This window comes from Streptomyces sp. NPDC042100 (assembly GCF_055582325.1).
Genome location: NZ_JBVJDK010000001.1, coordinates 548593 through 564255, shown reverse-complemented (window position 1 = coordinate 564255; position 15663 = coordinate 548593). Strand labels below are relative to the sequence as shown.

At 74.9% G+C, this 15663-nt stretch carries 8 protein-coding genes; 2 read left to right on the top strand and 6 right to left on the bottom strand.

From position 1 onward, the window contains the following. The first annotated feature begins 64 nt into the window (after window positions 1-64). Window positions 65-409, top strand: a complete 345-nt coding sequence (locus ACZ6J5_RS02725; protein WP_469386866.1) for a chorismate mutase — start codon at window positions 65-67, stop codon at window positions 407-409. Between the two features lie 681 nt (window positions 410-1090). On the opposite strand, the gene ACZ6J5_RS02720 is transcribed toward ACZ6J5_RS02725, so the two are convergent. The 6 genes from ACZ6J5_RS02720 to ACZ6J5_RS02695 all read right to left on the bottom strand — a co-directional run bounded on the left by ACZ6J5_RS02720 (window position 1091) and on the right by ACZ6J5_RS02695 (window position 14112). After that, a complete protein-coding gene (locus ACZ6J5_RS02720; RefSeq protein WP_469386865.1) occupies window positions 1091-2926 on the bottom strand; it encodes a GMC oxidoreductase in 1836 nt (611 codons plus the stop codon). A gap of 66 nt (window positions 2927-2992) precedes the next feature. Continuing rightward, window positions 2993-4615, bottom strand: a complete 1623-nt coding sequence (locus ACZ6J5_RS02715; RefSeq protein ID WP_469386863.1) for a succinic semialdehyde dehydrogenase — start codon at window positions 4613-4615, stop codon at window positions 2993-2995. Between the two features lie 103 nt (window positions 4616-4718). Next, window positions 4719-6497 carry a serine/threonine-protein kinase gene (locus tag ACZ6J5_RS02710; protein WP_469386861.1) on the bottom strand — a complete coding sequence of 593 codons (1779 nt, stop codon included), beginning with the start codon at window positions 6495-6497 and terminating at the stop codon, window positions 4719-4721. 218 nt (window positions 6498-6715) lie between these two features. Then, window positions 6716-9826: a protein kinase gene (locus tag ACZ6J5_RS02705; protein WP_469386859.1), complete on the bottom strand. Its 3111-nt coding sequence runs from the start codon at window positions 9824-9826 to the stop codon at window positions 6716-6718. A gap of 78 nt (window positions 9827-9904) precedes the next feature. Beyond that, window positions 9905-12253: a serine/threonine-protein kinase gene (locus ACZ6J5_RS02700; protein ID WP_469386857.1), complete on the bottom strand. Its 2349-nt coding sequence runs from the start codon at window positions 12251-12253 to the stop codon at window positions 9905-9907. A gap of 152 nt (window positions 12254-12405) precedes the next feature. After that, a complete protein-coding gene (locus ACZ6J5_RS02695; RefSeq protein ID WP_469386856.1) occupies window positions 12406-14112 on the bottom strand; it encodes a glycerol-3-phosphate dehydrogenase/oxidase in 1707 nt (568 codons plus the stop codon). 270 nt (window positions 14113-14382) lie between these two features. Here ACZ6J5_RS02695 and ACZ6J5_RS02690 point away from each other — a divergent pair, with 270 nt between their 5' ends. Next, window positions 14383-15624 carry a nucleotide sugar dehydrogenase gene (locus tag ACZ6J5_RS02690; RefSeq protein WP_469386854.1) on the top strand — a complete coding sequence of 414 codons (1242 nt, stop codon included), beginning with the start codon at window positions 14383-14385 and terminating at the stop codon, window positions 15622-15624. The last annotated feature ends 39 nt before the right edge of the window (window positions 15625-15663 follow it).

The window sequence follows — 15663 nt, the reverse complement described above, 5'->3', positions numbered from 1 at the left end:
CGGGGCGTCCGTCGTTTCCGGGTCAGGATCGCCCGGGGCCCCCGACACCACCAGGAGCCCCGACATGACGACCACGACCACCACCACGCGCACCACGGCGACCACCGCCACCGCCGTCGACGCCGCCGCGACCCTGGCCGAGAAGACCGGCGCCCGCACCGGCGAGGCGGCCGCGCTGATCGGTGACGCGCGCGAGCGCATCGACGCGCTCGACGACCGGATCATCGGCCTGATCCAGGAACGGGTGGCCGTCTCGGCGGTCATCCAGGAGGCCCGGATCTCGTCCGGCGGGCGCCGGGTGAACCTGGCCCGCGAGATGGAGGTCCTCGGCCACTACCGCGACGCGCTGGGCAAGCCGGGCACCGCGCTCGCGATGACGATGCTGGAGCTGTGCCGGGGCCGCATCTGAGCCGGGTCCGGCCGGCGGGCCCCGGGGGTGCGCCCCCGCACCCGAGTTCGGTCGCGCCCTCACCCGTACGGCGCGTGACCGGGCCGGGCGCCGCTTCGTTGGTGGTGTTGTCCGTGCCAGCCAGGGGCGGGCCCGAATGAGACCACGCGTGGCTTCGCTGGGGCGTGTGACGTACCTCTGGTACGTCGTGGGACCTCGCCCCAGCGCATGTGACCGGACGGCAGGGGACAGCAGCCCGGTCACCCAGAAAGGGCGGTCGGTCCCGGGGACGCCCGGGGCCGGCCGCACCCGGCCGATCGACCCGAGACCCCCCACACCGTCCCGCTCCCCCCTCCCGCAGCCCCCGCAGTCCCAGCAGTCCCCGCCTTCTCCCGCACCACCCGCTCCCCCTGCTCCTCCCGCTCCCCCTCGCTTCCCTCCCCAGCGGCGCACTCCACTCCCCCGGCGCCGCGTTCCCCAGGGGCCCCGCGACCGCGACCGGAATCGCGACGCGGGGCCCCTGCGCGTACCGACCCCAGGGGATGTGACACGCGTCACATGAAGATCTCATGAGAGCGCTACAACCAATCCCCCAGGTCACCGGTCATCTATGCAGCACCACCCAGAAGCTGGAGGGGCGCTGCACTCGGAGGGGGGTGCAGCGCCCTTTCCTCTTATCTGGAACCGGTCGCCCGGAGCGGCTCAGACCTTCTTCGGCGGCATCGCCGGCATCCCGAGGAACGGCAGCCTGAGGGCACCGAAGGCCTCCGCCGGGACCGCCGGGGACTTCGGCTCGACGGCCGCCACCCGCACGTACGTCTCGCCCTGGCGCGGCCGCGGGTCCTCCTCGCCCTTGTTCGGCCAGAAGGACATGGCCCGCTCCGCCTGCGCGGTGATCGTCAGCGAGGGGTTGACGCCGAGGTTGGCGGAGACGGCGGCGCCGTCCACGACGGAGATGCCCGGGTGCCCGTAGAGCCGGTGGTACGGGTCGATGACGCCCGTGGCCGCGTCCGCCCCGATCGGGCAGCCGCCCAGGAAGTGCGCGGTGAGCGGAGTGCCCATGAGCTCGCCGATGTTGGAGCCGGCGAAGCCGTTGATCTCCTCGGCCATCAGGGCGGCGGCCCGGGTCGCCGCCTCTATCTGGGTCGGGTTGGGCGCGCCGTGGCCCTGCCGGGCGGTGAGCAGGCCCTTGCCGAGGCCGCCGGGCTTGCGGAAAGTCGTCAGCGAGTTGTCAAGAGACTGCATGACCAGGCCGATGATGGTCCGCTCCGACCAGCGCCGGTTGGAGAGCGAGCGCGCCGCGAGCGAGGGGTGCTTGACCAGCTCGACCAGCCAGTTGCGCACCCGGTGGGCGCCGTAGGGCACCTGGAGGACGGTGAGCCCGCCCATGGAGTTGGAGCCCTTGCCGTAGCGGACGGGCTCGATGTGGGTGTTCTCGTCCGGGTGGATGGACGAGGTGATCGCGACGCCCCTGGTGAAGTCGACCCGGTCCTTGCCGTGCCGCGCGCGGTAGCGGCGGTCGGTGGTCTGGGAGCCGACCAGGGCCTCCGAGTTGGTGCGGGTGAGCTCGCCGAGCCGGCCCGAGATCCGGGGCAGCAGCCCGGTGTCCTTCATCCGGTGCAGCAGGGTCTGGGTGCCGTACGTGCCGGCCGCGACGACCACCCGGCGGGCGGTGAAGGTGCGCCCGGCGCCCTTCTTCCGGTTGTCGGTCGGCAGGGTCTTCACGGCGTAGCCGCCGCGCGAGTCCTCGGTGAGGGCGACGACCGAGGTCATCGGGTGGACGACCGCGCCCGCCTTCTCGGCGAGGTACAGGTAGTTCTCGTTCAGGGTGTTCTTGGCGCCGTGGCGGCAGCCGGTCATGCACTCGCCGCACTCGGTGCAGGCCCTGCGGGAGGGGCCCGCGCCGCCGAAGTACGGGTCGGCGACCTCACCGCCGGGCTTCGCCTTCACCCGCTCCGAGCCGTCGGAGTCGGAGCCGTCGCCGAAGAAGACGCCGACCGGGGCCATGTGGAAGGTGTCGCCGATGCCCATGGCCTGGGCGGTGGCCTTGAGGTGCACGTCGGAGGGGGTCATCGTCGGGTTGAGCCGGACGCCCAGCATCCGCTTGGCCTGGTCGTAGTACGGGGCGAGCTCCTCGCGCCAGTCGGTGATGTCCTTCCACTGCGGGTCCTCGAAGAAGGGCGCGAGCGGCTCGTAGAGGGTGTTGGCGTAGTTGAGGGAGCCGCCGCCGACGCCCGCGCCCGCCAGCACCATGACGTTGCCGAGCAGGTGGATGCGCTGGATGCCGTAGAGGCCGAGGGAGGGGGCCCAGAGGAAGTTCTTCAGGTCCCAGGAGTTCTTGGGCAGGGTCGCCCGGGTGAAGCGGCGGCCGGCCTCCAGGACGCCGACCCGGTAGCCCTTCTCGGTCAGGCGCAGGGCGGTGACCGAGCCGCCGAAGCCGGAGCCGACGACGAGGACGTCGTAGTCGTACGCGTCGTCGGCCGAGCCGCCGGCCGGGCCGTCCTCGGCCTGATTCTGGGCAGGGGGTACCTCGGTCATGGCTCTCCTCGTACGGAAGGGGGGACGGCGGACGGGGACGGCGGACGGGCGCGAACGGGATGCGGGTCAGCGCAGGCGGAGGGCCTTCATCACCTTCAGGGACGTGCTCATGAAGGCCGCGTACTTCTCGTCGTCCATCCCGAAGGAGGGCGCGAGCGGCATCACCCGCTGCTGGGCGACGGTCTGGGCCTCGGTGAACTTCATGATGCCCTCGGAGCCGTGGCGGCGGCCGAGACCGGAGTCCTTCATGCCGCCCATGGGGGCGCGGACGCTGCCGTACGCGGGCGCGTAGCCCTCGTTGATGTTGACGGTGCCGGTGCGCAGCCGGGCCGCGAGGGCGTGGCCGCGGCGGGAGTCGGTGGTCCACACCGAGGAGTTGAGGCCGTACGGGGTGCCGTTGGCCTGCTCGACGACCTCGTCCTCGTCGCTGAAGCGGTAGATCGAGACGACCGGCCCGAAGGTCTCCTCGGTGCACACGGCCATCGGCGCCTCGACGCCGTCGAGGATGGTCGGCTCGTAGAAGAGCGGGCCGATGTCGGGGCGGGCGACGCCGCCGGCGACCAGCTTGGCGCCCTTGGCGACGGCCTCGTCGACGTGCCGGGTGACGGTCTCCAGCTGCCGCTCGCCGACGAGGGAGCCCATGTCGGCGCCGTACGCGAGGGAGTTGCCGAGCCGCATGGCCTTCGTCCGGGCGGCGAAGCGCTCCAGGAAGGCGTCGGCGACGGAGGCGTGGACGTACAGCCGCTCGATGGAGATGCAGAGCTGGCCGGCGGAGGAGAAGCAGGCGCGGACGGCGCCCGCGGCGGCCTTCTCGATGTCGGCGTCCTTGAGGACGATCATGGCGTTCTTGCCGCCGAGCTCCAGGGTGACCCCGACGAGCCGGGCGGCGGCGCCTTGGGCGACCTCGCGGCCGGTGCGGGTGGAGCCGGTGAAGGAGACGTAGTCGGCGTGCCGGACGACCTCGGGGCCGACGACCGGGCCCTCGCCGAGGACGACCTGGAAGACCTCGGCGGGCAGGCCGGCCTCGATGAGCAGGTCGCGGGCCCACAGGGCGGTCAGCGCGGTCTCGGTGTCGGGCTTCATCACGACGGCGTTGCCGGCCACGAAGGCGGGCAGGGCGTCGCCGACGGAGAGCTCCAGCGGGTAGTTCCAGGGCGCGATCTGGCCGACGACCCCGCGCGGCTGGCGCAGTTCGGTGACCTTGGTCAGGGTCGGCACGACACCGGTGTGGCGCTTGGGACGCAGATAGCCGGGGGCCGAGCGGCCGTAGTGGCGGGCGGCGACCGCGACCGACTGCACCTCCTCGTGGGCGTGCAGCCGGGCCTTGCCGGTCTCCAGCTGGATGAGGTCGAGGATCTCGCCCTGCCGCCGGAGGATCAGGTCGTGGAAGCGCAGCAGCACGGCCGCGCGGGCCCGGACGGGGGTCGCCGCCCAGGCGCCCTGGGCGGCGCGGGCGCGCGCGAAGGCGTCGGCGACGTCCTCGGGGGCGGACTCGGGCAGGTCCGCCAGCTTCGCCCCGGTGAACGGGGTGTGGTTGGCGGTGCGGCCGGAGCCCGCGACCCCCCGGGTGAGGCGGGCGATCAGCTCGGGCGTGACCACGTCGGCGGCCTTGCGCGCCCCGGCGGGGGCGGGGGCGACGGGGTTGGTGCCGAGGGGGGCCGTGGTGGGCAGTGCCTGCGAGTCCGTCATGAAGGCGAGCGTAGGACGCGTTCCGCCCTTTGGGTACCCGTGAGTAACGCCTTTTCACCCCCCTCCCCCACCGCGCCAGCGTTCACTGGCACATAAGCCCTGATCAGGGGCTTACGGGGTCTCCGGGGGCCCGCCAGTACTTCTTCACGATGTCGAACTGCTCGCGGGTCCGGTCCCAGCCGTCCTCGGGCGAGGCCATGTACAGGGCGTACTCGACGCCCTCGTCGTCGTAGTACACCTGGTCGATGGCGTGCCGGGGCCCCGGGTGGGTCTGCTTCTCGATCCAGGTGAACTCCCAGACAGCCGAATTCACCCGGTCCCGGAAGGTGTTCTGGGTCAGCCGCACCCGCTGGTACTCGGCCCGCCGGGCCACGATCTTCTCCAGGTCGAGCAGGTGCATGTAGGGGTTCTCGAAGTCCGGCGACCGGTCGATGCTGATCCGGATGCGGTGCTTCCCGTCGTCCGGCGTGTAGTCGATCTGGTCGCCGTCCATCCGGCGCTTCCAGCCCTTGGGGACCGCGAGGCTGAAGCCCTCCGGATCCACGACCCGCTCCCAGCCCGCCGGGACGCCGCCCGCGGCCTGGTCCTTGCCGTCCGGCCCGCCCTTGGCGCCCTGCGCGTCCTTGCCGGTGGTCGCGGTGGCGGACGGATCGTCCGTCTTCCCGCCCGTCCCGCCGGTCCCGCCCGTCCCGTCCAGATGGGTCATCGCGGCGAAGACCGCGCCGCCCGCGAGCAGCCCCGCGAGGACGGCCGCGAGCAGCGTGGCGCGCCAGCGGCCCCGGCCGGCGGCGGGGGTGCCCGAGGCGCCCGATGCGGCGGGGACACCAGGGCCGCCGGGCCGACCGGCCCTGCCCGTTCCGCCGGGCGGTACGGGGACGGTGGCGCCGTCGCCTTCGGAGGAGGAGGCCGCCGGGGCGGGCCCCTCCGGCGCGGTGCCGGACCCGTCCAGCGGCACGGGCAGCGGGGTCGTCGCCGACGGCGCGGCGGCGGCCAGCTCCTCCGCGCCCATCCGCTGGGTCGGCACGTACGCCTGCGCGGCCTCGGGCGCACGCCCCTCCATCGCGTCCAGCAGCATCCGCTCGGCCTCGTCCGCGCGGGGGCGCAGCGCCGGGTCCTTGCGCAGCAGCGCCACGATGACGGACGCGAGCGGACCGGCCTTCTCCGGGTACGGCGGCTCCTCCGTCACCACGGCCTGCATGGTGCTGATCGGCGAGCCTCGGCGGAACGGCGAGCCGCCCTCCACCGCCGCGTACAGCGTGGCGCCCAGGGACCACAGGTCGGAGGCGGGGCCCGGGTCGCCGCCCTGGACCCGTTCGGGTGCCAGATAGTCGATGGAGCCCACGAGTTCGCCCGTCCGGGTGATGGACGAGTCGCCCTCGATCGCCGCGATCCCGAAGTCCGTGATGAGGACCCGTCCGTCGCGGGCGAGCAGCACGTTCCCGGGCTTCACGTCCCGGTGCAGCACCCCGGCCGCGTGCGCGGCGCGCAGGGCGCCCAGCACGTGCAGCCCGATCCTGGCCGCCTCGCGCGGCTCGATCGTGCCGGACTCCTTGGCCGCGTCGGCGAGCGAGGGCCCGTCCACGTACTGCATGACGATCCACGGGCGGTCGTCGTGCTCCAGGACGTCGTGCACGGTGACCACGCCCGGGTGGGTGATCCGGGCCGCCGCGCGCGCCTCCTTCTGGGTCCGCGCGTGCAGGACCAGCCGGTCGGCCTCCGCCACGAACCGGCCCGCCGTCAACTCCTTGACGGCCACCACGCGGTGCAGCACCTCGTCATGGGCGCGCCAGACCTTGCCCATGCCGCCGCGCCCGATGGACTCGCCCAGCCGGTAGCGGCCCGCGAGCAGGAGTCCGGTGCCGGTGCTCTCAGAATGTTCCACGTGCCCCCGCCTGTTTGCTCGGAAGCAAGGTTACGGAGGGGGGTGCGGGGCACGGAACCTCGGGGCGGGTTGTGGAACAACACTGTGACCGGCGGGGCGTCGGCCGCTCGGCGGTTCGTTCCCCGGCCCGCCCGGTGGTTCGACGGACCGACGGACCCGGCCCGCCCGGTGGTCCGACGGACGACGGACCCCGGCCCGCCCCGTGGTCCGACCGGGTGTCAGCGGGTCGCCCGGTACGCCTTCACCGCCTGGTCGTAGATCTCCGACACCTTGTCCCGCTCGTTCTCCGGGCCGATGACCTGGACGACGTGGTAGCGACCGCCCTCGATCAGGGCCAGGTTGCGCACGAACACCTCCCGGCCCGTGCTGTCCTGCCAGGTGAACTGCCCCACCGCCATGGCCTGTCGGCCGATGTCGATCCGGCGCAGCCCGGAGGCGCTGGACCAGGAGGAGTCCCGCCAGGGCTGGAGCTCGCGCTCCTTGGTCCGCTGGTACGCCATGGGGTCGGAGCCGTTCGCCTGGACGGTGTCCCGGCCCGGGACCACGATCAGCGTGAAGTCGCCGCCCGTGTAGCGCACTTGCCCGGCGTCGTTGATCGGGCTGCGCCGCCAGTCGCGCGGGACGCCGACCTCGAAGCCCTCGGGGTCCTTGCGCACGGCGTACCCGGGGGCGAGCGCGGCGCCCGTGCCGGCCGGCGGGGCGGTGGTGCGCGGGGGCGCGGTGGACGGCGTCCCGGAGGGTTTCGCGGACGGCGAGGACGAGGGCTTCCCGGACGCGGAAGGGGCGGTGCTGCCGGACGGCGCGGCGGCCGGGGGCTTCCCCTCGCCCTTCCCGGGCATGACGACCATCGCGTACGCCACGGCCCCGCCGAACAGCAGCAGGATCAGGAGCAGCAGGATCCGCCCGAGCGAACGCGGCGAACCCGAGCTCCGGGGGGCCTTGGCGCTCCGCGCGGGGCGCTGCGGGATCTCCTCGTGGAAGGAGTCCCGCAGGAGGTCGTCGCGGAAGTCGCCCCCGTACTCGCCCCGGAAATCCCCCCGGTGCTCGCCCCGGTGCTCACCCCGGTACTCCGGCTGCCGGAGGTCCGCCGTCTCGTGGCCGGCGTGCGCCTCGGGGCCGGCCGGGGCCTCCTCGGCGCGGCGGCCCTGGCGCGGGACGGCGCCCTTGGCGTGCCGGTGACGGCCACCCGCCGCGCCGCCGCGCCGCCGCCGCACCAGCTCGCCGCGGCGGCGCACGATGGGCAGCCGGGCCGCGTCGGGCGGCGGCAGCGGCAGGGCGCCGAGCCCGGCCTCCGGCTCGGGCGCCGAGCGCACCAGCGAGCGCAGCCAGCCGCTCAGCACCTCGACGTCGGGGCGCTCGGTCGGGTCCTGGTGCAGCAGCGACTCCACGACCGGGCGCAGCGGGCCGCACTCCTCGGCGAAGGCCGGGGGCTCGGCGCAGACCAGCTGGACCAGCTCGGCGGCGCTGTCCTCCGGATACGGGGCGTGGCCCTGCACGGCCCGGTAGAGCAGCGCGCCCAGCGCCCACAGGTCGGTGGCGGGGCCGATGGGCGGGGCGAGCCGCCAGTGCTCGTGGACCGGGCCCGCCTGCTCGGGCGCCCAGCGCTCGGTGACGGGGCCGACGACCGCCATCCGCGCCTGCCGGGCCCGCTCGGCGGCGAGCCGGGTGACCGGGCCTCGGTAGACCGGGCCGCCGCCCACCGGGCCCGCGGGGGACGGTACGGGCGCGGGCGCGGGGACCGCCGCCGTGTACCCGGCCGGGAGCGCGGGCAGCCCGCCGCCGCCCGCCGGGACGGACCGGCCGCCGCCGTCCCGCGAGGCGTGCGGACCGTCGCTCCAGGTCCCGGCGAGGTACGCGCGGGGCGGCGGCCCGGCCCCGTCGTCGTCCCGGCCCTCGTCGTGCTCGTCGTGCTCGTCGTCCTCGTCGTCTTCGTCGTCGGCCTCCGTCCGCGCCCACCACTGCGGCGAGGGGTGCGCGGCGGGGGCGACGGGGGGCGCCGGGGGCTGGGCGGGGGGCCGGGGCTCGGGAGCGGGTCCGCCCGGTGCCTCCGGGGTGGGCTCGGGCGCGGCCCCGGACGCGGGCGCGGGTGCCGGGGCGGCCGGGCGCTGGACGGGCAGCGCGCCGGTCTCGCCGAGCCGGGCGGCGGCGCGGGCCCCGGCCCGGTACGCGGCGATGGCCCCGGCCCGCGCGGCCCGCACCTCCGCGGCGGACGGCGTACCGGACACCGGCGGCGCGGCGGGCGTCCCGGACCGCGCGCCCTCGCCCCGGGCGGGGCCGTAGGGCGTGCCGGCGGGCTCGGGCCCGTAGAAGTCCGCCGGTTCCCTCGGCGCTTCCTCGGCGGGTTCGGGCCGCCAGGTGCCGGCCGGGCCGTAGAGCTCGTCCCGGTGGTCCGCGGCGGGCCCCGGCTCCAGCGCGGCGACGTCCTCGCGGGCGGGCGCGTCGGCCTCGTAGACGTCCCCGTAGCCGCCCGCGTGGGCGGGCGGGTACACGGTCACGTACGCGTCGGCGTCGCTCGCGTCACGGCCGTCGTACGTCTCGTGCCGTCCGTGCGGACCGTGGCCGTCGTACGCGTCGTCGTACGGGTCGTCGTACGGGTCGTGCGCACCACCGTCGCCGTCGCCGTCACCGTCGAAGGCGGCGTCCGCGTCGGCCTCGGCGGCGTGGTCCGCGTAGTCGATGTCGGCATCGGCATCGGCGGCATCGGGGACGGCCGCCGACGGGCGGGGGCCGAAGGAGAGCTCCTCGTCGTCCGGGATCGGCACCGGGGCGTAACCGCACAGGGCCTCCTCCGCGGCGCCCGCGGCGAGGCCGGTCAGGACGACGCGGCCGTCGTCGCAGACGAGGACCGTGCGCGGTGTGACGTTCCGGTGGGTCCAGCCGTGGGCGTGCAGGGCGCGCAGGGCGGTGAGGAGGTCGGAGCCGATCTCGGCGGCCCGGTAGGGGCTCAGCGGGGCCTCGGCGAGGAGCTCGGAGAGCGGGGTGGCCGGCAGGGACTCGCTGACTATCCACAGCGAACCGGCCTCGGCGAACACGTCGAAGACCTGGTCGAGCCTCGGGTGGTCGGGTATCTGCGCGGCGGCCTGGGCCGCCTCCAGGGCGCGCCGGACGCCGGGGTCGGCGGGGCGGCGGGTGGCCCGGCCGGGGGCCGTATAGGGCTCGTCGCCGACCAGTTCGGCGTCGACGACCTCGGGCAGCGGCACCTGCCGGATCCGGACTTCCTGTCCGCTGTAGGTGTCGAACGCGCGCGTCTCGACCAGGTCGTACGCGTCGTCCGGAGGTACGGGCAGCCGGTAGCGGTCCGCGAGCACCCTTCCCGCGTAGTCGTCCACGACGCCTCCCCCCGCGCCTTGCCGTCCCCCGTGACCCGGGGCCTTGGGGCCCGGGGTCTTTCACCATACGTGCGCCCGTCAGTCCTTGGGGCTGAACGTCGCGAACGCCGTCTCGCGCAGCGTCTTGCACTCCGGCGCGTCCCAGGTGTCGGCCTGGCAGCTGACCATGATCGAGTAGCCGTGGTCGGCGTCGACCTTGAAGCCCCGGTTGAGTATCCGGATCCGCTTCCCGTTCTGGTCGCGCTCGAACTCCCAGTCGGCGACGGTCGGATAGCCCTTGTACGCGACCGGGCGGATGCCGATGTGCTTGTAGCCGTTGCTGGACGCGGCCACCGCCGCCTTGGCCAGGTTCCAGGCGGCCGCGGCGTCGTCGCGCGGGCTGTCGTTGAAGTCGACCTGGACGCGCGGGAAGCCGGTGCCTCCGGCGTGGAAGATGCCGCCCGAGTTCTGGCCCGCTATCGCGGCCAGCTTGAAGGAGGCGGGCATCGCCATCTGGAAGTGGAAGCGGCTGTTGGTGACCGTCACATAACCGGCGGGCAGCTCCGCGCCCCCGGTCCGCTCGCCGCCGGGGGTGGCGCCGGGCGTGGTGCCGCCCTTCCCGCCGGTGGTGCCGGTCGGCTTGTCGCCGCCGCCCTGCTGGCTGGGGCCGCCGCCAGAGGCGTTGGTGTCGGTGCCCGGGCTGCCGCCGGAGGCACCGGCCGAGGCCGTGGTGCCGCCGTTGGTGCCCTTGCCCTCGTCGGCGCCGTCCTGGCCGCCGCCGAGGGCGACGTACAGGATCGTGCCGAGCAGGGCGGCGACCACGACCGCCGCGATGATCACGAGGGTGCGGCGCGGGACGACGTCGGTGAGCGAGGCGCGGGACTGCGCGGGCCGGACCGGGGCCGGGGCGCCGGGGCGCCGCTCGGGCTCCGGCTTGGCCGCGGCCGCGTTCCGCACGGACTTGAGGGCGCCGCGCATCCGGTCGGCCGTCTCGCCGGTCTTCTCGCGGGCCGGCTTCTCCCGGGCGGGCGCCGTCGGGGCGGCCGGCGGGCGCTCGGGGAGCGGGGGCAGCCGGACGACCCTGGTCTCCTCGGGGGACGGCTCCGGCGGGGCCTCGGGCGCGTCGAGCACGGCGCGCAGCAGCACCCGCGCCCCGGCGTCGTCGAGCCGCTGGTCGGGGTCCTTGGCGAGCAGGCCGTAGATGACCTTCTCCAGCCCGGGTCCCGCGTTCTTCGGGGGGTCGACCGGCTCGGTCATCACCGCGGTGAGCGTGGCGATGGCGGAGCCCTTGTCGTACGGCGGGCTGCCCTCGACGGCCGCGTACAGCAGCCCGCCGAGCGACCAGAGGTCGGCGGCGGGGCCGGGCTTGTGGCCGCGGGCCCGCTCGGGCGAGATGTACGAGGGGGCGCCGACGAGCATCCCGGTGGAGGTGATCGACGGATCGCCCTCGACCTGGGCGATGCCGAAGTCGGTGAGGACGACCCGGCCGTCCTCGGCGATCAGCACGTTGGACGGCTTCACGTCGCGGTGGAGGATGCCCTCGCGGTGCGCGGAGCGCAGCACGTCCAGGATGGCGAGGCCGACCTCGGCGGTGCGGCGCGGGGTGAGGGTGCCGTCCTCGCGCACGGCGTCGGCGAGGGACTTGCCCTCGATGAGCTCCATGACGATCCACGGGCGGTCGTCCTCGTCGACCACGTCGTAGACGGTCACGGCGCCGTTGTTGCGGATCCGGGCGATGGCCTTGGCCTCGCGCAGGGTCCGGGTGATGAGGCGTCGCTTCTCGTCGTCGTCGACGCTGTTGGGGAAGCGCAGCTCCTTGACCGCGACCGTCCGGCCGAGCGTCTCGTCGACGGCCCGCCACACGGTGCCCATGCCGCCTCGGCCGAGCACGACCCCGAGGCGGTACCGCCCGGCGAGGAGCCTGCCTCCGGCGGACGCGGCGTCAGCACGGCCGGTGCGCCCGCCCGTTCCGGCGGCGCGCTTCGCGTCGACGTCGGCCAGGTCCGCGCCGAAGCCGGTGGCGGGGGCGGCCCCGTCGGTCGAGCTCCCGGCGGCCGGGGTGCCGCGCTTCTTGGTCAGGTCCGCGCCCGACCGGCCACCGGCCCCGGAGCCCGCGCCCACGGCGTCCCGGGGATCACGGGGATCCCGGGAATCCGCCGCGCCCAACTCATCGGCCGCGTCGGCCCCACCGGAGGCACCGTCAGCCCCACCGGCGGAACGGGTCGCACCGGCGGCCCCGGCGGCCCCGGCCGCGTCCTCGGGTCCCGCGGCGCCCGCCGCGTCCTCGGCCCCAGGCGCTCCGGCCGGGTCCTTCCTGTCCGTCGTCCTGTCCCGGTCCGCCTTGCGCGCGGCCGGAACAGTGCCCCGGTCGCCGTCGGTGGCGGCCCCCGCAGGGGCGTCCCGCCGGGGGTCCTGCCCCGTGTCCCGCGACTGCTCCGCCTCCGACATGCGTCCCCTCGTCGATCCCTGATCTGCGCCCGCGGCCGCCGCTCCCGCACGATGCGGCAACCCGCCCTGGAAGAGAGCTCATTGTCCCTCACTCCGGGACCGATGCCTCCCCCGGGTCCGTACTCCGAGAAGCGATCCCGTGCCCGCGCCCGTCAGATCGGCACGATGTCGGGCGCCCCCAGCCTGGCCGCGTCGGCCGTCAGGTCGTCGGGCTGGCGCTGCGATTCGCGCTCCGCCTCGACCCTCTTCTCGTAGTGCTCGACCTCCTTGTCGATCTGGTGCGCGTCCCAGCCGAGGACCCGCGCCATGAGCTCGGCGCACTCCCGGGCGCTGCGCGTGCCCCGGTCGAAGGTCTCGATGGAGATGCGGGTGCGCCGGGTGAGGACGTCGTCCAGATGCCGGGCGCCCTCGTGCGAGGCGGCGTAGACCACCTCGGCCTTCAGGTAGTCCTCGGCCGCCGGCAGCGGCGCACCGAGGGCCGGGTCCGCGGCGACCAGGTCCAGGATCTCCTCCGTCAGGGAGCCGTAGCGGTTGAGCAGATGCTCGACCCGGGCCACGTGCAGCCCGGCGCGCGCGGCGATCCCGGCGCGCGCGTTCCACAGGGCCCGGTAGCCCTCGGCGCCGATGAGCGGGGTGTCCTCGGTGACGCAGGCGGCGACCCGCTTGTCGAGTCCGTGGACGGCCTCGTCGACGGCGTCCTTCGCCATCACCCGGTACGTCGTGTACTTGCCGCCGGCGACGACGACCAGGCCGGGGACCGGGTGGGCGACGGTGTGCTCGCGGGAGAGCTTGCTGGTGGCGTCGGACTCGCCGGCCAGCAGCGGGCGCAGGCCCGCGTAGACGCCCTGCACGTCGTCCCTGCTCAACGGGGTCGCCAGCACGCTGTTGACGTGTTCGAGCAGATAGTCGATGTCGGCGCTGGAGGCGGCGGGATGGGCCTTGTCGAGGTCCCAGTCGGTGTCGGTGGTGCCGATGATCCAGTGCCGTCCCCAGGGGATGACGAAGAGCACGGACTTCTCGGTGCGCAGGATGAGGCCGGTGGTGGAGTGGATCCGGTCCTTGGGCACGACGAGGTGGATGCCCTTGGAGGCGCGGACGTGGAACTGGCCGCGCTCGCCGATGAGTGCCTGGGTGTCGTCCGTCCACACCCCGGTCGCGTTCACGATCTGGCGGGCCCGGATCTCGTACTCCCCGCCGGCCTCGACGTCCTGGACACGGGCGCCGACCACCCGCTCGCCCTCGCGGAGGAAGCCGACGACCCGGGCGCGGGCGGCGACGTGCGCGCCGTAGCTCGCGGCGGTGCGGACGAGGGTGGTGACGAAGCGGGCGTCGTCCATCTGGGCGTCGTAGTACTGCAGGGCGCCGACCAGGGCGTCCTTGCGCAGGCAGGGGGCGACCCGCAGGGCGCGCCCACGGCTGAGGTGCCGGTGCACGGGCAGGCCGCGGCCGTGGCCCGAGGAGACCGACATCGCGTCGTACAGCGCGACGCCGGAGCCCGCGTACCACCGCTCCCAGCCCTTGTGCTGGAGCGGGTAGAGGAAGGGCACGGGCTTGACCAGGTGAGGGGCGAGGCGCTCCAGGAGCAGGCCGCGCTCCTTCAGGGCCTCGCGGACGAGGGCGAAGTCGAGCATCTCCAGATAGCGCAGCCCGCCGTGGATGAGCTTGCTGGAGCGGCTGGAGGTGCCGGAGGCCCAGTCGCGGGCCTCGACGAGACCGGTGGAGAGGCCCCGGGTGACGGCGTCGAGTGCGGTGCCCGCGCCGACCACGCCGGCGCCGACGACCAGCACGTCCAGCTCGCGCTCGGCCATCGCCGCGAGTGCCGCCGCGCGCTCGGCGGGTCCCAGTGTCGCTGTCCTCACCGCTGCCTCCCGTCGTCCCCGTGTGGCCGGGTCGGGCCCACGGATTCGATTCTGTCCCGGCCCTCCGGCTTCGGCCACCGCCCGAACCGGCCCCTGTGGATAACACTCGGCGAGCTTCGACCGCACAATGCCGCATATCGGTCATATTTACGCCTAGTCTGACATTGCGCCCGCCTCGTTCTGTCCACAGGGCTTGCGCCACGCGTCCCGACGGGCTAGCCACCCACGGCCTCAGACCCCCTCCGGCACCAGGGAAGGACGGCCCACCTCATGCCCGCTGATCTCGCCGTCATCGGCCTCGGCCACCACGGACTCCCCCTCGCCCAGGCGGCCACCTCGGCCGGCGTCGCCACCATCGGCTACGACACCGACCCCCGCCCCGTCGCCGAACTCGCCGCCGGCCGGTCTCCCGTCGACGGCTCGCTCACCGCCGCCGAGATCCGCCGGATGCTCGCCGCCGGCTTCCGCCCCGTCACCGGCCCCGCCGAACTCGGCCGGGTCCGCACCGCCGTCGTCTGCGCCCCCGCCCCGCCCGGCCCCGACGGCACCCTCGACCTCACCGCCGTCACCGACGCCGCCCGCGCCCTCGCCGCCCGGCTGCGCCCGCACACCACGGTCCTCCTGGAGTCCCCGGTCCCGCCGGGCACCACCGAGGGCCCGTTCCGCGCGCTCCTCGAAGCCGGCTCGGGGCTGCGCGCCGGGCGCGACTTCCACCTGGCCTACTCCCCCGGGCGCCTCGACCCCGGCAGCCGCACCCATGCCTTCGCCGGCACCCCGAAGGTCATCGGCGGGCTCACCCCCGCCTGCACCGAGTCCGCCGCCGCCTTCTACGGGCGCCTCACCGACAAGGTGGTCCGCGCCCGGGGCCCGCGCGAGGCGGAGACGGTCAAGCTCCTGGAGACCAACTTCCGGCACGTCAACATCGCCCTGGTCAACGAGATGGCCGTGCTCTGCCACGAACTCGGCGTGGACCTGTGGGATGTCATCCGCTGCGCCGAGACCAAGCCCTTCGGCTTCCAGGCCTTCCGCCCCGGGCCCGGCGTCGGCGGCCACGGCGTCCCCGTGGACACCGTCGGCGGCCACCGCCCGCTGCGGCTGGTCGAGCTCGCCGGCCAGGTCAACGAGCGGATGCCGCAGTACGTCGTCCAGCGCTCCGCCACCCTCCTCAACGAACACGGCAAGTCCGCGCGCGGAGCCCGGGTCCTGCTGCTCGGCATCACGTACAAACCCGACCTGGCCGACCGGCAGGGCTCCCCCGCCGACGAGATCGCCCGCCGGCTGATGGACCTCGGCGCCTCGGTCAGCTACCACGACCCGTACGTCCCCGACTGGCGCGTCCGCGAGCTCCCGGTCCCCCGCGCGGACTCGCTCTACGAGGCCGCCGCCCACGCGGACCTGACGATCCTGCTCCAGCACCACCGCACGTACGACCTCCAGGGCCTGTCCGTGAAGGCGCAACTCCTGCTCGACACCCGCGGCGCCACCCCGGCGGGGGCAGCGCACCGGCTCTAGGGGGCCCGCGGCACACGTCCGGAGCAGACGCCCGAAGCA